The following is a 19,064-nucleotide window of genomic DNA, read 5'->3' as shown; positions in this document are numbered from 1 at the left end:
GGAGTGAATGTGGAATTGCGCCGAGGTGACACCTCCCGTCTGCGACGCCAGAACGCGGTCCTGACCATGAAACTGCTCCGCGACAACGGAGCCATGGGCCTGACGGAGCTGGCCACGCAGAGCGGGCTGTCCCGCCCCACCGTGGAAGGCATCGTGGATTCGCTCCTCGACGCCGGGTGGCTGCTCTCCCATGATCCGGAGACCGGCCAGGTGGGCCGTCCGCGGCGCCTGGTGGAGTTCCGGGCGGACGCCGGGCACGTCATGGGCGTGGACATCGGATCGGTGACCGTGCGTGCCGTCGTGGCGGATCTCGCGGGGGAGCCGGTCGGCTCGTCATCCGTGGCGGTGCTCCCGGACCACGGACGGGAGGCGCGGCTCCGGGCGGCACGGGCCGCCGCGGCCCAGGCCGTGGCGGACGCCGGCCTGACGCCGTCGGCGCTGGCCGCCGTCTGCGTCGGGACCACCGGCACAGTGAGCACCGCGGGCGTCGTCACCCACTCCGTCGCGCTGCCCGGCTGGGAAGGTGTCGACCTGGCCGGCGCGTTCGCCGAGGATTACGCCTGCCCCGTGGCGGTGGAGAACGACTGCAATCTCGCGGCGATGGCGGAGGCCTGGAAGGGCGTGGCGGCGGGGTACAGCGAGGTCGCGTACATCCACTGCGGCATGAGGACGGGAGCGGGGCTCTTCATCAACGGCAAGCTCTACCGCGGCGCCCGCGGGCTGTCCGGTGAGATCGGAGCCCTGCCGCTCGTCGGCTGGCACCGTGCGCCGTCGCGCCTTGCGGCGTTCTCCGGCCTGAGCGAGGGAACGCCCGGCGAATCCGTGGCGGCCACGGTGTTCGACGCCGCCAAGACCGGCGACGCCGAAGCCCGCTGGGCGGTGGAGCGCTATGCCAGCGACCTGGCGGAAGGCATCGCCGCGCTGGTCCTGACGCTCGATCCGGAACTCGTGGTCCTGGGGGGCGGCGTCTCGCGCTCCGGGGAGATCCTGCTGGAGCCGCTCGCCCGCTACCTGGCGCCGCTCTGCATCGAAGCGCCCCAGCTCAGCCTGTCCTCGCTGGGGGAGCGCGCCGTCGTGTCGGGGGCCCTGCGCCACGCGCTGAACCTGGTGGACGATCAGCTGTACGACGTCGAGAGCGTGCTGCCCGCGCCACTCGCCGCAGCCTCCTGACCGCCGCCCGGCCGGTTCGGAGAGGCTGGAAATAATCCTTGACGCGGGTCCGGGCCGCCTGTACTTAATTAAAACTCCTTTCATTAGTGAACTCGATGAGGAGTGCCATGAAGCGACGGACCAGCACCATCGGTGCCATCCTTGCCAGCAGCGGTGTCCTCCTGGCGACAGGCCTGGCTCCGGCCGTGGCTTTGCCGGGAGAGGTCACGGCGCAGGCCGGGATCCAGACGGCAGTGCAGACCACCACCAGTTACTACGTCGATCCGGCGGGCAGCGACACAGCGGACGGCCGGTCCCCGGGGACCGCCTGGAAGAGCCTGTCCAAGGTCTCGGCCCAGACGTTCGGACCGGGGGACCGGATCCTGTTCAAGGCGGGCGGGCAGTGGACGGGCCAGCTTGCCACGCATGGCTCCGGCGCGCCGGGCCAGCCGATCGTCGTCGGCGGCTACGGGACCGGGGCCAAGCCACGGATCGACGGCGCGGGCGCCGTGGACGCCGCCGTGAAGGTGGAGAACGAGCACGACATCACCATCGACGGGCTCGAGGTGACCAACACCAATGGAGGCGCCACTCCGCGGATCGGCATCCAGGTCACGGCGCGCGACTACGGTGCAGTGGCCGGGGTGACCGTCCGGAACAGTTACGTCCACGGCATCCAGGGCGCCACGAGCGGCAACGACTCCTCGAATCCCTCGGTGGGCGGGATCATCGTCTCGGCTCTGGGCTCCACGACCCCCACCTTCTATCGGAACCTGCGGATCGAAGGCAATGAGGTGGCCGACTCCCGGTCCTACGGCATCGTGACGTGGTCCTCCTGGATGCAGCGCGAAGGCTGGAACGACCTCTGGGACTTCATGCCGGTCCCCGCGGGCGGTTACCGCCCCTGGACGCCGAGCACGGGCACGGTCGTCACGGGCAACACCGTCCATGACATCTCCGCCGGCGGCATCACGGTGATGCAGGCCCAGGGCGCCCGGATCGATCACAACCGGGTGGACAAGACCGCCCAGAACCACGGCAACGTCGGCATCTGGTGGGCCGGCGCCGATGACACGGTGGTCGAGTACAACGAGGTGTCCGGCACCAAGTACTGGGGCCTGGCGAGCGATGGCAACGGCTTCGACGCCGACGCCTCCGTGCACCGCAGCCTGGTGCAGTACAACTACAGCCACGACAACGAGGGCGGCTTCTTCATCGCCGTCTCCACCGGCACAGGTCCCGCGGAGGCGACCATCCGCTACAACGTGAGCCAGGGCGACGGCAATCAGATCTTCGCGCTGTCCACGAACGCGAAGAACATCGACATCTACAACAACACCATCTGGACCCCGTTGACGCCGTTCATCGCCAACAACCCGGACCGCGCCGAATTCAGCATGGTCAAGGTCTGGAACACCTCGGTCTCCAACGTCAGCTTCCGCAACAACATCATCTACAACGGCGCGGGCCTCGCCTACCGCGACTCCGCCGCGGTGACCTACGACCGCAACTTCTACCAGAGCGGACCGATCCCGGCCCGCGAACGTGCGGCCCTCAGTGGGACCGCGGGTCTGAGCGCGCCGGGTGCGGCCACCTCGATCAACGACCTGGCCGGGTACGCCCCGACGGCGGGATCGCCCGTCACCGCGCAGGGACTGGACATCCCGTTCGACGGCGGCCGGGACGTCCGCGGCACGCTGCTACCCTCGGGCATGGCGGACCTCGGCGCGGTGCAGTCGACCGCGGGCGCGGGCCTGAACGAGGCGGCGCCGACGGTGACGACGAGCTTCGGCAACGGTCAGTCCACCGTGCCCGCCGCCATCGCCGACGGCAGCGATCTGACCCCCTGGGCGAGCCCGTCCAGCGGGGTCCGGTTCCCCGGGAACATCACCCTGGAGTTCGCGAATCCGCGGAGCGTGAAGGCCGTGGAACTGGCGACCATCTTCGGCGCGGGCCAGGGCATCAAGACCGTCGACGTGCAGAGCTGGGACGGCGCCGCCTGGGTCACGCAGGTCTCCAATACTCAGCTGAGCTGGACCGGGAACTCCGCTGCCGTTGAACGGAAGACGGTCCAGCTGCCGTCCGCCGTGACGACGGGCAAGATCCGGCTGGTCGTCAAGGCGGCCAACCTGACGTGGGGCAATCTGGCGGTCAGCGAGATCTCGACACGCTGACCCGGTCTCAACCACCGGTCTCAGCCACCGAGCCTGCCGGACGCCGGGCCTCCTTGAGGTCCGGCGTCCGGCCTGCGAGAGTGGGCGTGGCTCCGTCACGCCCCGCGCCGGGTCCAGCCCCGGCGGCACCACCAGCACACCGAAAGGCGGCAGACGACATGCCCGCAGCGAAGAAGCAGCACATCCTGGTGATCGGCGTGGACGGCTGCCGTCACGACAGCCTCTTGAAAGCCCACACCCCGCATCTCGACGCGCTGGCAGGGCAGGGGTTCCTGGCGCCGGTGCGCGTCGACGAGCGCAACCCCACCATCTCCGGGCCGGTGTGGTCCACGGTCGCGAGCGGCGTCTACTCGGACCTCCACGGCATCCGGGACAATCAGCTCGCGGGCCATCGGCTGGAGGAGTACCCGGACTTCCTGAGCCGTGTGCGGGAGCACGTGCCCGGAGCCACCACGTTCGCCGCGGCCGCCTGGGGACCCCTCGTGACGGAGTCCGCCGGGGGTCCGGTCTTCGCGCCGGGCGGCTACCGGCCCGGCCTGCCGGTGGACTCTGAGGAGGGGGAGCTGGACGTCATCGAGGTCATGGACGAGGCGGTCACGTCCCGGGTGGCGCGCACGCTGCTCCACGACGCGCCGACGGTCACGTTCGCCTATCTGCTCCTGGTCGACATGGTCGGGCACCACGAGGGGGTCACGCCCCGCTACCAGGAGGCGATCGAACGCTGCGACGAGCAGATCGGGGTCATGCTCGCCGCGATCGAACAGCGTCCCACCCGTGGGGACGAGGACTGGACCGTGATCGTCCTGACCGATCACGGTCATCGCGACGCCGGGCACCACGGCGGCGACAGCGACGAGGAACGCACGGCCTGGATGTGCGCCGCTGGCCCGGGCCTCGGCGGACCCGGGCAGCGCGCCGACGTGGACCATGCGGACGTCCACCCGCACATCCTGTCCCTCCTCGGGATCGAGCCCGAACCGTCCTGGGGACTCCTGGGGAGCCCGCTCGGCTGAGCCCCGCGGAGGCGCCGTCGCCTCGTGACGGACGACGACGGCGCCGCCGCCCCGGGTGCCGGCGCAGGGCCCGGCGGGGGTCGCCGTCGTCGTGTCCACCAGGTGGTCTCCGGCCCGCGGAAGGGGTGCCCGGCCGATAGGATCGGAAGGGCCGACATCAACCCGAGGAGATCCCGCGTGACCAGCCAGCAGCCCTTCCGTCCTCGCGCCGTCTTCCTGGACATCGACGGCACCTACGCGGACCACGGCCTGGTGCCGGACGCACATGTCGAGGCGGTTCAGCTGGCGCGGAGCGTCGGCCACAAGGTGTTCCTCTGCACCGGACGGCCCCTCGCGATGATCGCGGACCGCATCCTCGACCCCGGCTTCGACGGCGTCGTCTCCGGTGCCGGCGCCCGCGTGGATGTGGGTGGTGAGACCCTCCGGGACACCCGGTTCGAGCAGGGTCTGGCGGATCGCGTGATCGAGGCGCTCGACGCCCACCACGCCGCGTACATCCTGGAAGCTCCGCACGCCCTGCACGGCCGCCACGGGGTGGATCAGCGGCTCCGCGAGGTCCTGGCCCCCATCTTCGCCGGCCGGGAGACGAGCCCGGGGCGTCACAGCGCCACGGTGGATCCGGCGGCGGACATCCTCGGCCCCATGCGGTACGCCGATGACCTGCGCGGCACCTCCTTCGCGAAGGTCTCCTGCTTCGCCTCGGACACCCCGCTGACCCAGGTGATCGCCGAACTGGGCCCCGAGGTGGGACTCGTGCCCAGCTCGCTGTCGGCGCTCGGCGACACCGCGGGGGAGATCTTCGTCGCGGGAACCCACAAGGCGGTGGGCATCCAGGTGGTCCAGGACCATCTCGGACTGGTCCGTGAGGACATCATCGCGATCGGCGACAGCGCCAACGACCTGGAGATGCTGGAGTACGCGGGGATCGGGATCGCCGTCGAGGGTGCGGCCCCGGACCTGGTGGCGGTGTCGGACCGCATGACGGCCGGTCCCGCGGAGCACGGTGTGGCCCGCGCGCTGGCGGAACTCGGCCTGCTGGGCTGACGCCTGGCCGGGCCCGCCGGTCCCGCCCGGCAAACCCGACCAGCCAGTCCCGCTCGGCCCCGCCCGTTCGGCAGCGGGAGTTCAGCCGCGGGAGTCGTCCGCCATCCGGGCCAGGTGCAGGGTGAGGTAGGCGACCTCGTCGTCCGTGAGCTCCTGATCCAGCCGGAGTTCCAGCACGGACTGGAGCTTCACGGCGGTGGCGTAATCCGCCGGGTAGGCCTCCCGGATCGCCGTGAACAGCTTGTCATTGCCTTCGTTGAGCTGTCGCCCGGAGTGGGCCCGCACGAAGAAGTACCGCAGGTGGGTGATGAAGCGGGCGGCGTTCACCGAGTCGCGGTCGAACGGGCGCCCGTAGGCGGTCTCCATGACCTCGAACAACTGGGTCAGCACGCCCGTCATACGGTAGGTGTAGGCGAGATTGCCGGTGGAGAATCCCGCGTTGACCAGGTGCAGCGCCACCGCCACGGACTCCTCCTCCGGGAGGCTCACCTCAAGGGCTGCGTTGACGTGCTCCACGGTCCGGCGGGCCATACGGAACTCGTGAGGGTAGAGATGCAGGACCTCGGAGCGCAGCGGATACTCGAGCCGGATGCCCTGCCGGACGCGCTTGATGGCGAAGCTCAGGTGATCCGCCAGGGCCACCAGGAGCGTCGATCCCACGGCGTCGCTGAACTCGGCGGACACGGCCTTGAGCGCCTGATCGGCCAGCAGCAGATGTTCGGGCGGGATCGCGGCCACCACGGCCCCGAAGTTGTCGGGGTCGCGGCCGTTCTCCGGCACGAAGACCCGGATCACCTTGGCCGGATCCACCTGCTGGCCCGGTTTGGCCTGGAACCCGAGGCCCCGGCCGGTCAGGATGGTCTCCTGCCCCGCGTCGTTGCGGGCCAGGACGACGTTGTTGTTGAAAACGCGGAGGATCTCCACGATGGGTGCTGCCTGTCTGTCGGAATCGGTCGGAACGTCCCGGAAGAGCTCCTGGGGAGAGGATACGGCCGTGTGGCGGGACCGGGCGGTCCCGCCACACGGCAGGGATGCGGAAGAGGTCAGGCGAGGTTGGCGCCGTTGGCGGCGATCACGTCCCGGTACCAGCCGAAGGACTTCTTCCGGTAGCGCTCCAGGGTGCCCGAGCCGTCGTCGTTGCGGTCCACGTAGATGAACCCGTAGCGCTTGCTCAGCTGCGCCGTGGAGGCGCTGACGATGTCGATGCAGCCCCACGTGGTGTACCCGAGCACCTGCGCGCCGTCGGCGATCGCCTCGCGCACCTGCACGAGGTGATCGTTCAGGTAACGGATCCGGTAGTCGTCCTCCACGGTCTTCGCGCCGTCCACCTCGACCAGCTGATCCTTGGCGCCCAGACCGTTCTCCACGATGAAGAGCGGCTTCTGCCAGCGCTCCCAGTAGTCGTTCAGCACGACGCGCAGGCCCTGCGGGTCGATCTGCCAGCCCCACTCGGAGGCCTCGAGGGTCGGGTTGGGCACTCCGCCCATGATGTTGCCGGGTCCCTGGACGTGGTGGTCCGGATCGGCGGTCTCACAGATGCTCATGTAGTAGCTGAAGGAGACGAAGTCGACCGTGTTCCGCAGGTCCTCCCGGTCCTGTTCGGTGATCTCCAGCTCGATGCCGTTGTCCCGGAAGAAGCGCAGGAGGTAGCCCGGGTACTCACCGCGGCAGTGGATGTCACCGAACGCGTAGCTGGCGTGAGCGGTGTCCATCGCCTTCACGACGTCGGCCGGGGCGGGCGTGAGCGGATACACCGGGAGTGCGAGGATCATGCAGCCGACCTTGGCCTCCGGCATGATCTCGCGGGCCAGGCGCGTCACCCGGGCGGACGCCACGAGCTCGTGGTGGATGGCCTGGTAGAGATCGGAGTCCGTCAGTTCCTCGCGGGGCGTCGGGATGCCGCCGGACATGAACGGCTCGTGGATGACCGAGTTGATCTCATTGAACGTGAGCCAGTACTTTGCGCGTGCGCCGAAGCGCTCGAACAGCACCCGGCAGTACCGCTCGTAGAACCCGATCAGCTCCCGATTGGTCCAGCCGCCGTACTGCCGCGCGAGGTGCAACGGGGTCTCGTAGTGGCTGATGGTCACGAGGGGCTCGATGCCGTGCTTCTCCAGCTCGTCCAGGACGCGGCCGTAGTAGGCGAGGCCCTCCTCATTCGGCTCGGCCTCGTCGCCGAGTGGGAAGATGCGGCTCCACGCGACGGAGAAGCGGTAGACCTTGAACCCCATCTCGGCGAAGAGCGCGATGTCCTCCGCGTACCGGTGATACGAATCCACGGCGACCTGCTTCAGGTTGTCCGGCGTGGGTCCCTCGGTCGGGGGTGTGGTGATGCCGTGCGGCATGACGTCCTGGATGGACAGCCCCTTGCCGCCCTCGGCGTAGGCCCCCTCCACCTGGTTCGCGGCGGTTGCGCCGCCCCAGAGGAAGCCCTCCGGGAAGGGGCCGGTCGCGGGCCGGGTCACGGTGTTGCTCATGCTGGTGCTCCTTGTCTTCTTTTCGGGACCGGATCAGAGTTCGACGTCGAGCGCCGGCACCCCATGCGTCAGGCGGCCCTGGGCGAGCGGCACGACGGCGGTGAGGTCCTTGGTGTTGGTGACCACCATGAGGGTGGTGGTGTCGTAGCCGGCCTCCAGGACCTTGGCGCGGTCGACGGTGGCGAGCAGGGTGCCGGCCTCGACGCGATCGCCGCGCGACACGGCGGAGACGAAGCCCTCGCCCTTCATCTGCACGGTGTCGATGCCGATGTGCACCAGCACCTCGACGCCGTCGTCCGACTTGATGCCGTACGCGTGGCCGGTCTTCATGACGGCCTGGACGGTGCCGGCGACGGGGGAGTAGACCCGGTCCTCTTCGGGGACGATGCCGAGGCCCGCACCCATCGCGCCCGAGGCGAAGACCTTGTCCGGGACGTCGGCCAGGGCGACGACCGCCCCGGTGACGGGGGCCAGGACGGTGATGTTCCCGTCGGCGGCCACGGCGGGGCCGGCCGGTTCCTGCGCGGCGGTGGCGGCGTCGTCGTCGGCCTGTTCGCGGGGACCGAAGAAGAAGGTGAGGAGGAAGGCGATGAGGACCGCGGCCAGGACGCCCAGCATGAGGACGGCGAAGCTGCCGACCTGGGAGAAGGCGGGAAGGGAGAGCAGGGACGGGAACACGAACGCCGTGGCCGCGCTGCCGCCCATGCCCGCGATCGCACCGCCGACGGCGCCGCCCGCGATGCCGAAGTAGAACGGCTTCTTCAGAGGAAGGTTGACGCCGTAGATGCCCGGCTCGGTGACACCGGCGAGGAATCCGGACAGGGCGGCGGGCGCGGCCACGGCCCGGCGCTTGGCGCTCCGGCTGCGGAGGGCGACGGCGAGCATCGAGGCTGCCTGGGCGAGCACGGCCGGGACCACCGGACCGAACATGATCGAGTAGTGCAGGGTCGCGAGATCGGTGGCCATGAGCGGGACGAAGCCCCAGTGCAGGCCGAAGAGGACGAAGACCTGCCAGAGGCCGCCCATGATGGCGCCCGCCAGCCAGGGGGCGAAGCCGAAGATCGCCGAGACGCCGTTCGAGATGCCGGCCGAGATGAAGGTGGTGACCGGGCCGACCGTCATGAGGGTCAACGGGACCATGATCGCGATGCAGAGGAGCGGGACCAGGAAGTTGCGGACGGCCGAGGGGAGGATCTTCAGCAGGAAGCGCTCGAGGTAGCCGAGCAGCCAGACCGCCACGAGGATCGGGATGACCGAGCTGGTGTAGTTCATCATCACGACCGGGATCCCGGCGAACGCGACAGGCTTTCCCTCGGCCGCGAGGGCGACGATGGTCGGGTAGACGAGGGCCCCGGCGATCGCCATGGCCGTGAACTGGTTCGCCTTGAAGCGGCGGGCCGCGGTCACGGCGAGGAAGATGGGCAGGAAATAGAAGAGCGCATCGGCGGCCGCGGCCAGGATGATGTAGCTCTGGTCGGTGGCCTTGATCCAGCCGAAGGTGGTGGCCATGGTGAGGAAGGCTTTGAAGAGGCCCGATCCTGCCAGTGGCCACAGCATCGGCGTGAAGATCCCGGAGACCATGTCGATGAAGCGGTTGAACAGATTGCCCTGCGCGGGAGCATCGCTCCCGGCGCCCGCGTCTTCGGAGCCGAAGCGCGTGATCCGGCTCAGCTCCGCGTACACGGTGGGGACGTCGTTGCCGATGACCACTTGGTACTGGCCGCCGGCCTTCATCACGGTGATGACGCCGGGGAGCTTCTCGATGGCGGCCGTGTCCGCCTTGCCCTCGTCCTTGAGGCGCAGGCGCAGGCGGGTGGCGCAGTGCACGGCGCTGGACACATTGTCCTCCCCGCCGACCTCCCGCAGGATGTCGGCGGCCAGCGACCTGTAATCGACCGATGCCATGGTAGGTCCTTTCTTCCTGTTTCCGTGCCCGCACTGGCCCGGAAACGACAAAAGACCTAGGACCCACCCAGAGGGGTGTTTCCTAGGTCTTGCCCCGGTTCATCCCGGGTGACAATCCTTCGCGGCCTCAGAGGACCACAAAAGTTGAAGATACACGTGATCTGATTCACAGGCAAGTGATGCGGGCCGGCTTCGGCCCGGCTTCTGCGAAATGTCGCCGAAACACGGATTTACCCCGCCGACACACGTCGATACCTCGCCGAAACACCAGCGTCATCGCGGGGGCATGGCGGCTCCGTAGCGTGCTGCGCAGGAACCTCATCCGATCACCAGGAGGCCGCTCTTGACGCAGGACACCCTCACCACACCCCAGACCCCACCATCTCAGCAGGCATCCTCGCAGGACGCCGCCGCCCAGGCGGCGACCCGCGAGAGCCTCGAGGACTACACCCTCCGCTTCGCGCCGCGCTCGTACCGGAAGTGGGGCGTCGGCGTCGTCGCGACCAGTGCGCTGGGAGGCATCGCCTACCTGGCGGACTTCGCGATCGGCGCCAACATCGGCATGGCGTACGGCACGGTGAACGCGCTGCTCGGCATCGCGATCGCGGCTGTGATCATCTTCGTGACCGGCTTCCCGCTGGCCTACTACGCGGCCCGCTACAATATCGACCTGGACCTCATCACCCGTGGCTCCGGCTTCGGCTACTACGGCTCCATCCTGACCAACGTCATCTTCGCCGTCTTCACCTTCATCTTCTTCGCCCTCGAAGGCTCGATCATGGCCCAGGGTCTCGAGCTGGGCCTCGGCATCCCGCGCTGGCTGGGCTATCTGATCTCCTCCGTGCTGATCATCCCGCTCGTCATCTTCGGCATGAACGCCCTGGCGAAGCTGCAGGTCTGGACCACCCCGCTGTGGCTCCTGCTCATGGTGGTGCCGCTCGTGTACCTCGTGGCGGCGCACCCGGATTCGCTCGGCGCCTTCCTCAGCTACCAGGGCACCTCGGGACAGGGCGGGGTGGATCTCGCCTCGGCCATGCTCGCCGCCGGTGTGTGCCTCTCGCTCATGGCGCAGATCGCCGAGCAGATCGACTACCTGCGCTTCATGCCGCCCAAGACGCCGGAGAACAGCCGCTCCTGGTGGCGCGCCGTGATCCTGGCCGGTCCGGGCTGGGTGGTGTTCGGCGCGATCAAGCAGGCGGTCGGCCTGTTCATCGCGGTGTACCTTGTCGCGCGGCTCGACCCGGCGGCGTCGGCGACGGCGAATGAGCCGGTGCATCAGTTCCTCGGCGTCTACCGCGAGATGATGCCGCCGTGGCTCGCCATGACGCTCGCGGTGGTCCTCGTGGTCATCTCCCAGATCAAGATCAACGTGACCAACGCGTACTCCGGCTCGCTGGCCTGGACCAACTCCTTCACGCGGCTCACCCGCCGCTACCCGGGACGGCTCGTGTTCGTGGTGGTCAACGTGGGCATCGCCCTGGTTCTGATGGAGGCTGACATGTTCTCCTTCCTCAACGCGATTCTCGGCTTCTACGCGAACTGCGCCATGGCCTGGGTGGTCACGGTCGCCACGGACATCGGCATCAACAAGTACGTCCTGAAGATCTCCCCGAAGGTCCCGGAGTTCCGCCGCGGCATGCTCTACGCGATCAACCCGGTGGGCTTCGTCTCGATGATCCTTTCGGCGGGCCTCTCGATCGCGGTCTTCTTCGGGGCCTTCGGTACGGCGATCCAGCCGTTCTCGCCCGTGGTCGCCGTCCTGGTCGCGTTCATCGCCACCCCGCTCATGGCCGTCCTGACCCGCGGCAGGTACTACCTGCGCCGGGCCGACGACGGAGTCGACCTACCGATGTTCGACGAGCACGGCAACCCCTCCGGGGAGACGCTGCTGTGCCACGTCACGGGGCTGGAGTTCGAACGCCCGGACATGATCCGCTCCGCTGTGGACGGGCCGGAGGGCGAGATCCGCTATGTGTCCTCGCTCGCTCTCGCGACGGACCGCAGCGGCGCGCACGTCCTGCCTGCCGATCCGCGGTGAGAGGGCGACGGCCGAGGGTCCCTCGGTAACAAACAGCGACACGCCACGGTTCTGTTGCCCCATGAAACAGATCCGCCGCGTGTGGTCGTACGATCAAATTCCCCCACCCCGAGAGTGCCGGAGCCCTGAGCCGCCACTCCAGTCCGCAGGAGCCTCCCCATGCGTCTTTCCCCACGTGAGCAGGAAAAACTGATGATCGTGGTCGCCGCCGATCTGGCGCGGCGCAGACAGGCGCGCGGGCTGAAACTCAACTATCCCGAAGCGATCGCCATCCTCAGCTACGAACTGATCGAAGGGGCGCGGGACGGCCGCTCGGTGGCGGAACTGATGTCCTGGGGAGCCACGATCCTCCGTCGCGAGGACGTCATGGACGGGGTGCCGGAGATGATCCACGACGTCCAGATCGAGGCCACCTTCCCCGACGGCACCAAGCTCGTCACCGTCCACGAACCGATCCGTTAGGCCGAGCCATGAGCATCGAGAACAGCATCGCGTCCGCCCCGTCCTTCACGCCCGGCGAGACCCTGGTGGCGGATGGCGACATCACGCTCAACGCGGGCCGTCCCGTCACCGAGCTCGCCGTCACCAACACGGGCGACCGGCCGGTCCAGGTCGGGTCGCATTTCCACTTCGCCGAGACCAACCGCGGCCTCGACTTCGACCGGCAGGCGGCACACGGGCTCCGGCTCGACATCCCGGCCGGCACGGCGGTGCGCTTCGAGCCGGGGGACACCAAGACCGTGCGGCTCGTCCCGCTCGCCGGAGCGCGCGAGGTGTACGGTCTCCGCGGACTGACCGAGGGCCCGTTGGATGACGCGGTGGCCGCGAACGACGGTGCGGGGGCGGCGCCGTCGTCGTCGGCCGAGGAAGCGGAAGGCGGCCTGCCGAATCTCGCCATCCCGCGCACGCAGTACGCGCAGCTCTACGGGCCCACCACCGGTGACCGCGTCCGCCTCGGTGACACCGGGCTGTTCGCCGAGGTGGAGCGGGACCTGACCGTCTACGGCGAGGAAGTGGTGTTCGGGGGCGGCAAGGTGCTGCGCGACGGCATGGGACAGAACGGCCAGGTGACACGCGACGGCGGCGACGTGCCGGACACGGTCATCACCAACGCGCTCATCGTGGACCACAGCGGGATCTACAAAGCAGACGTCGCGCTGCGCGACGGCCACATCCAGGCGATCGGCAAGGCCGGGAACCCGCTCATCCAGGACGGCGTGGACATCGTGGTCGGGTCCTCCACCGAGATCATCGCGGGGGAACGCAAGATCCTCACCGCGGGCGGCATCGACACCCACATCCACTTCATCTCCCCGGATCAGATCCCCACCGCTCTGGCGTCCGGCGTGACCACGATGATCGGCGGCGGCACGGGACCGGCCGAGGGCACCAAGGCCACCACGGTCACGCCCGGCGCCTGGCACATCGCCCGGATGCTCCAGGCCGCGGAGGCGTTCCCGATGAACATCGGCCTGCTCGGCAAGGGGCATGCCAGCAGCACCGAACCTCTCGCGGAGCAGATCCGCGCGGGCGCCATCGGCCTCAAGATCCACGAGGACTGGGGCGCCACACACTCCTCGATCGACAGGGCGCTGCAGGTCGCGGACGAGTACGACGTGCAGGTCGCCATCCACACGGACACCCTGAACGAATGCGGCTTCCTGGAGGACACGGTCGCGGCCATCGGGGACCGGGTGATCCACACCTTCCACACGGAGGGCGCCGGAGGCGGTCACGCGCCGGACATCATCGCCATCGCGGCTCAGCCCAATGTCCTGCCGGCTTCGACCAACCCGACCATCCCCTTCACCCGCAACACGGCGGAGGAACACCTGGACATGCTCATGGTGTGCCACCACCTGAGCCCATCGATCCCCGAGGATGTCGCGTTCGCCGATTCCCGCATCCGGCCCGAGACCATCGCGGCGGAGGACGTGCTCCATGATCTCGGCGTGTTCTCGATCATGTCGAGCGATTCCCAGGCCATGGGCCGCGTGGGGGAAGTGGTGACCCGCACCTGGCAGCTGGCGGACAAGATGAAGGCCCAGCGAGGTCACCTGAATCCCGACGGCAGCACGACGGCGCCGGACGCCGGCACGGATTCGGACAACTTCCGCATCAAGCGGTACGTCGCCAAGTACACGATCAATCCCGCCATCGCGCAGGGCATCGCGGACTCGGTGGGCAGCGTCGAAGTGGGCAAATTCGCGGACCTGGTCCTCTGGGATCCGGCGTTCTTCGGTGTGAAGCCGGACCTGGTCCTCAAGGGCGGCACGATCGCCAACTCCGTGATGGGCGACCCGAACGCCTCGATCCCCACGCCGCAGCCGCAGACCCTCCGCATGGCCTTCGGCGCGTATGGGGGCAGCGTGCAGGCCTCCTCGATCACCTTCCTCTCGCAGGCGGCCGTGGACGCCGGCGTGGCCGCCTCGCTGGGGCTGAGGAAAGTCATCCGCCCGGTGCACGGCATCCGCACGCTGCGGAAACAGGATCTGCCGTTCAACGGCGAGACGCCGCGGCTGGAGGTCGATCCGCAGACCTATGAAGTGCGGGTGGACGGTGAGGCCGTGACCTGCGATCCCGTGGACACCGTGCCTCTGGGCCAGCGGTACTTCCTGTTCTGATAGCCGTTCCGGACCGGACCCGGAGAAAGAGTCGACCATGATCGTGACCAGCATCCTCGGCAACATCCATGACGAGGACCACCCCTTCCCGGCCGGCCACCGCGAGAAGGTCACCCTTCCCGTGGCGGACCTGGCCAAGCGGATTCAGCGCGTGACCAGTGACCACGGCCGCGAGCTCGGAATCCGGCTGCCGGCCGGCTCACCCGATCTGCGCGACGGCGACGTGCTGTTCGCGGAGGAGGGGAACGCCGTCGTGGTGGCCGTGGAGGCCAGCGACGTGCTGGTGATCGCGCCGCGGAGCATCGGTGAGGCGCTGTTCACGGCCCACTCGCTCGGCAACCGCCACCTGCAGGCGCAGTTCTTCGGGCCGGCCTCGGACTATGCAGCCGACGTCATGGTGTGCCAGTACGACCACACCGTGGAGGACTTCCTGAACCACCATCACGTGCCGTACAGCCGTCAGGAACGGGTCATGGCCGTGCCGTTCCGCCACGCGGAGCACACCCACTGATGAGCCGTCCGGCCCCCAGCCTCGCGGCACTCCTCCAGCTCACCGATTCGGCCCTGCCGACCGGTGCGTTCAGCCATTCCTTCGGCCTGGAACCGTACCTGGACAGCGGCGAGGTGACGGACGAGCACACCCTGCTGGCCTGGCTGGAGGGGTACCTCAGCACCCAGCTGACGTTCACGGACGCCATCGCGGTGCGCCAGGCCTGCCGGTTCGCGGCTGAGCTGGGGGACCACCCCGGCGGAGCGGCTCTTGAGGGTCTTCAGGACCTCGACGCCGAACTCGGCGCGCTGCTCATCCCACGCCAGCTCCGGGAGGCGAGCCTGCGCATGGGCCGCCGCCTGCTGGAGATCGCCCGGGAGTCGTTCCCGTCGACGGCCGTGGACGCCTACGCCGACGCGGTGGCCGCGGGAGACTGCCAGGGCCACTTCGTCCTGGCGTTCGCCCTCGCGGCGCACGGGCTCGGCTTCGACGAGGACACCGTCGTGGAGGCGCACCTTTCGGCGGCGCTGACCTCCCTCGCCTACAACGCGGTGCGGGCGATCCCGCTGGGCCAGCTCTCCGGGCAGCGTGTCCTGGCGGGGGTGCGCGCCCGGGTGCCCGCCGCCGTCGAACGGTCCAGGACCGCCGAGGAGCGGCATTTCGGCGCTGCAGCGCCCGCCCTTGAAATCCATCAGATGCGGCACGAGCACCAGCGTGCGCGCATGTTCGCCAGTTGAGGAGCAGACCATGAACGATCCCGTGATCATCGGCATCGGCGGCCCCGTGGGCGCCGGGAAGACCCAGTTGGTGGAGCGCGTGACCCGTGCGCTCATCGACGACTTCTCGATGGCCGCCATCACGAACGACATCTACACGATCGAGGACGCCAAGATCCTGGCGCGCAACGGCGTGCTCCCGGAGGACCGGATCGTCGGCGTGGAGACCGGCGGCTGCCCGCACACCGCCATCCGCGAGGACACCTCCATGAACACGGCCGCGATCGAGGATCTGAAGGAACGCCACCCCGGCCTGGAGCTGATCTTCGTCGAATCGGGCGGCGACAACCTCTCGGCCACTTTCAGCCCGGAACTCGTGGACTTCTCCGTCTATGTCATCGACGTGGCACAGGGGGAGAAGATCCCGCGCAAGGCCGGGCAGGGCATGATCAAGTCGGATCTGCTCGTCATCAACAAGACCGACCTGGCGCCGCACGTGGGCGCGGATCTGGCGGTCATGGAGAGCGATTCGCGGTCGTTCCGCGGAGACCGCCCGTTCTGTTTCACCAACCTCAAGACCGACGACGGCCTGGATTACGTGCTGAACTGGATCCGCCGGGATGTGCTCATGACGGACCTCGCGTGACCGTGACGACGGTGGCGCCCGGGGCTGCCGGGTCCGGCCCGGCCGAGCCCACGGGCGAGCTGCGACTCCGGCTCGAGGCCCGGAACGGCCGCTCCGTGGTCGCCGGGCAGTTCCACTCCGGCGCGCTCCGGATGCTCCGGCCGCTCCATCCGGGGGACCGGGCCCGGCCCGCCGCTCGGAGGACAGTGGAGCAGACCGGGCAGACTGGGCAGGCCGAGCAGCTTGGGCAGGCCGAGCAGGTCCTTGTCACCGCCATCAACCCGGGCGGCGGCTACCTGGGCGGGGACCGGTACGTGCTCGGCGCGGAGCTGGGCGCGGACACCTCGCTCCTGCTGACCACGCAATCGGCGACGAAGGTCTACCGCACACCCCAGGGGCCCGCCCGGTCGAGCCAGGTGTTCCGCCTGGACGCCGGTGCACGCCTCGAATCCGTCCCGGACGCGCTGATCGCCTATCAGGCCGCCAGCTACCACCAGGACACCGAGGTGCGGATGCATCCGTCGGCGTCGCTCGCCCTCGCGGAGACCGTCACGCATGGCTGGGCGCCCGACGGCACGCCGTTCCGCTTCGACGAGGTGTCCCTGCGCACCCGTGTCCATGTCGGTGACCGGCTCGCGGTCTCCGACAACCTCCTGCTACACCCGGACCAGGGCGGCACGGCCCGTCTCATGCTCGGCGGGCACTCGCACCTCGCGACGCTGCTCGTGGTCGACCCCCGCGCGGACGACGACGCCGTGCAGCGGCTCCGCGAGGAGCTCGGCGTCCTGCTGCCGTCGGCGTCGTCCGGCGCACTGCTGGGGATCACCCGCCTGGCCGTGCCGGGTTTCGTCCTGCGAGCCCTGACCGGCAGCACCCAGTCCGCGGAAGCCGTCCTCCACCGGACACTGGACTGGATGCGCCGGGAATGGCATGGGCAGCCGCCCGTCGACCTTCGCAAATACTGACGGCGCACACCGACCACGGAAGACCCCGACCGCCGCAACCACAGACCTGAGGAAGTACCGAGATGCGACACAAGACCCTCCGGGCCGCAGCCGTGGTCCTCGTCCTGCACCTCCTGGCCGGGGCGTTCCTTCTCGCCGCCGCCGGGCCGCAGTCCGGCGCCGCCCTGGGCCTGTGCGCGGTGGCGTACCTGGCCGGCGTGAAGCACTCCTACGACTGGGACCACATCGCGGCCATCGACAATTCCAGCCGCCGGTTCGCCGCGCAAGGCAGGTATCACACCGGCGTCGGCCTGGCGTTCAGCCTGGGGCATTGCACCGTGGTGGTCCTGGCCTGCGCGCTCCTGGTGCTGGGGGTGGGCTCCATGCAGCAGCTCTTCGCCGAGGGCAGCACCGCGAACGTCGTGCTGTCCTGCACGGGGGCGGCCGTGTCCGGGTTCTTCCTCCTGACGCTCGGCCTCTTCAATTCGGGCGCCTTCTTCGGCACGGCCCGGACGGCACGGCTGCTGCGGGAGGGCCGTCCGGTCAGCACCCAGGATCTCGAACCGCGCGGCCTGGCGGCGCGCCTGGTGGCCGCGCCGCTGAAGGCCGTGCAGGCGCCGCGCCACCTGTATGCGGTGGGGTTCCTGTTCGGGCTCGGCTTCGACACCGCCACCACGGTCGGCCTGCTCGTGACCTCCGCGTCGGCCGTCCTGGCCGGGGTGCCCGCCGTCGCGCTGCTGGCCATGCCGTTCGCGTTCTCGGCCGCGATGACCCTCTTCGACACGGCCAACGGCGCCGCGATGATGACGCTCTACCGGAACGCGCTCGCCCAGCCCCTGCAACGGCTCCGCTTCAACCTGGTGGTGACCGGGATGTCCGCCGTCTCGGCACTGTTCGTCGCCACCATCACGCTCGGGGCGCTCTTCCGGGAGCTCCTGGGGCTGGCGGATCCCGTCACCGGGTTCCTGGCCTCGATCGATCTCGGTGACGCAGGCCTTCTCCTGGTCGCGTCCTTCCTCGTGGTGTGGGCCGTCGCGGCCCTGGCGCGCCGGGTGCGACGCCCGTCCGTGGGCTGAAGCTGCTTCGAACCGACCGCCCCGACGACGACGGCGCTCAGATCCCCGTGTAGCGGCCCGGGCGGTGGTTGAACGCCAGGATGATGTTCAGGACGATCGCGCCGGCGGCCGACAGCAGGACCAGGTTCCAGGGGACCACGGTGAGGGCACCGAGGATCACGAGGATGTCGGCCACCATGAGCACGTAACCGGCCCGCCAGCCGATGCGCTCCTGGATGAGCAGCGCCAGGATGTTGAATCCGCCCAGGCTGGCCTTGTGCCGGAACAGGATGAGCAGCCCGACGCCGGAGAGCAGATTGCCGGCCAGTGCTCCGTAGACGGGGTTCAAGTGGATCTCGCCGAGGGCCAGGGGGTGCAGGGAGGTGAGCGCCGAGACGGCGAGGGCGCACACGATGGTCCGGAGGGTGAAGTTCCAGCCCTTCTTCCAGGCCGCGAGGGCGAAGAACGGGGCGTTGACGATCAGGAAGACCACGCCGAACGGGGCGCCGACAGCGTAGCTGAGCAGGAGCGACAGCCCCGCCGTCCCACCGGTCACCGTCCCGCTGCTGTGCAGGAGGTACAGACCGAGGGAGGCGATGAAGGTTCCCGTGATGAGCCCGAGCAGGTCCTCGGCCAGTCCGTGCCGGGTGGTCTCCGGAATGAGGGAAGGAGTCGCGTCGGATGGAGTGACGGGGGAGTCCGGACGGGCTGGAGAGACGTCCTGCGGACGACGGGCCTGCATGATGGTCATGAGAGAATTCTCGGAACGCTGGGACATCCGCGCAAGCTCGGTCCCTTTTGCTGGGATGG

At 69.1% G+C, this 19,064-nt stretch carries 16 protein-coding genes; 12 read left to right on the top strand and 4 right to left on the bottom strand.

Annotation, left to right across the window (positions count from 1 at the left end):
* Nucleotides 1–9: 9 nt before the first annotated feature.
* From P9849_RS09010 to P9849_RS08995, 4 genes are all read left to right on the top strand, one after another.
* Nucleotides 10–1,170 (top strand): ROK family transcriptional regulator, encoded by a 1,161-nt coding sequence (locus P9849_RS09010; protein WP_278266502.1) that lies wholly within the window; start codon nucleotides 10–12, stop codon nucleotides 1,168–1,170.
* Between the two features lie 107 nt (nucleotides 1,171–1,277).
* Entirely contained in the window at nucleotides 1,278–3,323 is a 2,046-nt protein-coding gene (locus tag P9849_RS09005) for a right-handed parallel beta-helix repeat-containing protein (protein ID WP_278266501.1), read from the top strand.
* A gap of 158 nt (nucleotides 3,324–3,481) precedes the next feature.
* A complete protein-coding gene (locus P9849_RS09000) occupies nucleotides 3,482–4,336 on the top strand; it encodes an alkaline phosphatase family protein (protein WP_278266500.1) in 855 nt (284 codons plus the stop codon).
* A 177-nt stretch (nucleotides 4,337–4,513) separates the two neighbouring features.
* Nucleotides 4,514–5,380: an HAD-IIB family hydrolase gene (locus tag P9849_RS08995; protein ID WP_278266499.1), complete on the top strand. Its 867-nt coding sequence runs from the start codon at nucleotides 4,514–4,516 to the stop codon at nucleotides 5,378–5,380.
* Between the two features lie 81 nt (nucleotides 5,381–5,461).
* Here P9849_RS08995 and P9849_RS08990 read toward each other — a convergent pair whose 3' ends face one another.
* From P9849_RS08990 to P9849_RS08980, 3 genes are all read right to left on the bottom strand, one after another.
* Nucleotides 5,462–6,304, bottom strand: a complete 843-nt coding sequence (locus tag P9849_RS08990) for a PRD domain-containing protein (protein ID WP_278266498.1) — start codon at nucleotides 6,302–6,304, stop codon at nucleotides 5,462–5,464.
* A 119-nt stretch (nucleotides 6,305–6,423) separates the two neighbouring features.
* On the bottom strand, nucleotides 6,424–7,857 hold the full coding sequence (locus P9849_RS08985) for a glycoside hydrolase family 1 protein (RefSeq protein ID WP_278266497.1): 1,434 nt from the start codon (nucleotides 7,855–7,857) through the stop codon (nucleotides 6,424–6,426).
* A gap of 33 nt (nucleotides 7,858–7,890) precedes the next feature.
* Nucleotides 7,891–9,762 carry a beta-glucoside-specific PTS transporter subunit IIABC gene (locus P9849_RS08980; protein WP_278266496.1) on the bottom strand — a complete coding sequence of 624 codons (1,872 nt, stop codon included), beginning with the start codon at nucleotides 9,760–9,762 and terminating at the stop codon, nucleotides 7,891–7,893.
* 343 nt (nucleotides 9,763–10,105) lie between these two features.
* On the opposite strand from P9849_RS08980, the gene P9849_RS08975 reads away from it, so the two are divergent.
* The 8 genes from P9849_RS08975 (at nucleotide 10,106) to P9849_RS08940 (ending at nucleotide 18,275) form a co-directional block, all read left to right on the top strand.
* The gene (locus P9849_RS08975) at nucleotides 10,106–11,800 is read left to right on the top strand and encodes a hypothetical protein (protein WP_278266495.1); all 1,695 of its coding nucleotides are present in this window, start codon (nucleotides 10,106–10,108) and stop codon (nucleotides 11,798–11,800) included.
* A gap of 159 nt (nucleotides 11,801–11,959) precedes the next feature.
* Entirely contained in the window at nucleotides 11,960–12,262 is a 303-nt protein-coding gene (locus tag P9849_RS08970) for an urease subunit gamma (RefSeq protein ID WP_278266494.1), read from the top strand.
* A gap of 8 nt (nucleotides 12,263–12,270) precedes the next feature.
* Nucleotides 12,271–14,424, top strand: coding sequence for an urease subunit alpha (gene ureC, locus P9849_RS08965; RefSeq protein ID WP_278266493.1), 2,154 nt, complete (start codon nucleotides 12,271–12,273; stop codon nucleotides 14,422–14,424).
* Nucleotides 14,425–14,461: 37 nt separating this feature from the next.
* Nucleotides 14,462–14,935 (top strand): urease accessory protein UreE, encoded by a 474-nt coding sequence (gene ureE / locus P9849_RS08960; protein ID WP_278266492.1) that lies wholly within the window; start codon nucleotides 14,462–14,464, stop codon nucleotides 14,933–14,935.
* Complete coding sequence (locus P9849_RS08955) at nucleotides 14,935–15,651, top strand: urease accessory UreF family protein (RefSeq protein ID WP_278266491.1); 717 nt, start codon at nucleotides 14,935–14,937, stop codon at nucleotides 15,649–15,651. Before ureE ends, P9849_RS08955 begins: the two co-directional genes overlap by 1 nt.
* A gap of 10 nt (nucleotides 15,652–15,661) precedes the next feature.
* A complete protein-coding gene (gene ureG, locus P9849_RS08950; protein WP_066212142.1) occupies nucleotides 15,662–16,276 on the top strand; it encodes an urease accessory protein UreG in 615 nt (204 codons plus the stop codon).
* Complete coding sequence (locus P9849_RS08945) at nucleotides 16,273–17,220, top strand: urease accessory protein UreD (protein ID WP_278266490.1); 948 nt, start codon at nucleotides 16,273–16,275, stop codon at nucleotides 17,218–17,220. Before ureG ends, P9849_RS08945 begins: the two co-directional genes overlap by 4 nt.
* A 62-nt stretch (nucleotides 17,221–17,282) precedes the next feature.
* A complete protein-coding gene (locus tag P9849_RS08940) occupies nucleotides 17,283–18,275 on the top strand; it encodes a nickel transporter (RefSeq protein WP_278266489.1) in 993 nt (330 codons plus the stop codon).
* 37 nt (nucleotides 18,276–18,312) lie between these two features.
* On the opposite strand, the gene P9849_RS08935 is transcribed toward P9849_RS08940, so the two are convergent.
* Nucleotides 18,313–19,005: a YitT family protein gene (locus tag P9849_RS08935; protein WP_278266488.1), complete on the bottom strand. Its 693-nt coding sequence runs from the start codon at nucleotides 19,003–19,005 to the stop codon at nucleotides 18,313–18,315.
* Nucleotides 19,006–19,064: the final 59 nt, after the last annotated feature.

Origin of the sequence: Arthrobacter sp. Y-9 (assembly GCF_029690065.1) — a bacterium.
In the GTDB taxonomy this organism is placed as follows: domain Bacteria; phylum Actinomycetota; class Actinomycetes; order Actinomycetales; family Micrococcaceae; genus Arthrobacter_E.
Note: the sequence above shows the minus strand (reverse complement) of the source record. Positions and strands in the feature narration are given on the sequence as shown.

Bases quoted from the DNA above. Each gene is read 5' to 3' on its own strand.
- P9849_RS09000 (WP_278266500.1), top strand. From the start codon at position 3,482: ATGCCCGCAGCGAAGAAGCAGCACATCCTGGTGATCGGCGTGGACGGC.
- P9849_RS08970 (WP_278266494.1), top strand. From the start codon at position 11,960: ATGCGTCTTTCCCCACGTGAGCAGGAAAAACTGATGATCGTGGTCGCC.
- P9849_RS08980 (WP_278266496.1), bottom strand. From the start codon at position 9,762: ATGGCATCGGTCGATTACAGGTCGCTGGCCGCCGACATCCTGCGGGAG.
- ureC (WP_278266493.1), top strand. From the start codon at position 12,271: ATGAGCATCGAGAACAGCATCGCGTCCGCCCCGTCCTTCACGCCCGGC.
- P9849_RS09005 (WP_278266501.1), top strand. From the start codon at position 1,278: ATGAAGCGACGGACCAGCACCATCGGTGCCATCCTTGCCAGCAGCGGT.
- P9849_RS08955 (WP_278266491.1), top strand. From the start codon at position 14,935: ATGAGCCGTCCGGCCCCCAGCCTCGCGGCACTCCTCCAGCTCACCGAT.
- P9849_RS08985 (WP_278266497.1), bottom strand. From the start codon at position 7,857: ATGAGCAACACCGTGACCCGGCCCGCGACCGGCCCCTTCCCGGAGGGC.
- ureE (WP_278266492.1), top strand. From the start codon at position 14,462: ATGATCGTGACCAGCATCCTCGGCAACATCCATGACGAGGACCACCCC.
- P9849_RS08940 (WP_278266489.1), top strand. From the start codon at position 17,283: ATGCGACACAAGACCCTCCGGGCCGCAGCCGTGGTCCTCGTCCTGCAC.
- P9849_RS08935 (WP_278266488.1), bottom strand. From the start codon at position 19,005: ATGACCATCATGCAGGCCCGTCGTCCGCAGGACGTCTCTCCAGCCCGT.
- ureG (WP_066212142.1), top strand. From the start codon at position 15,662: ATGAACGATCCCGTGATCATCGGCATCGGCGGCCCCGTGGGCGCCGGG.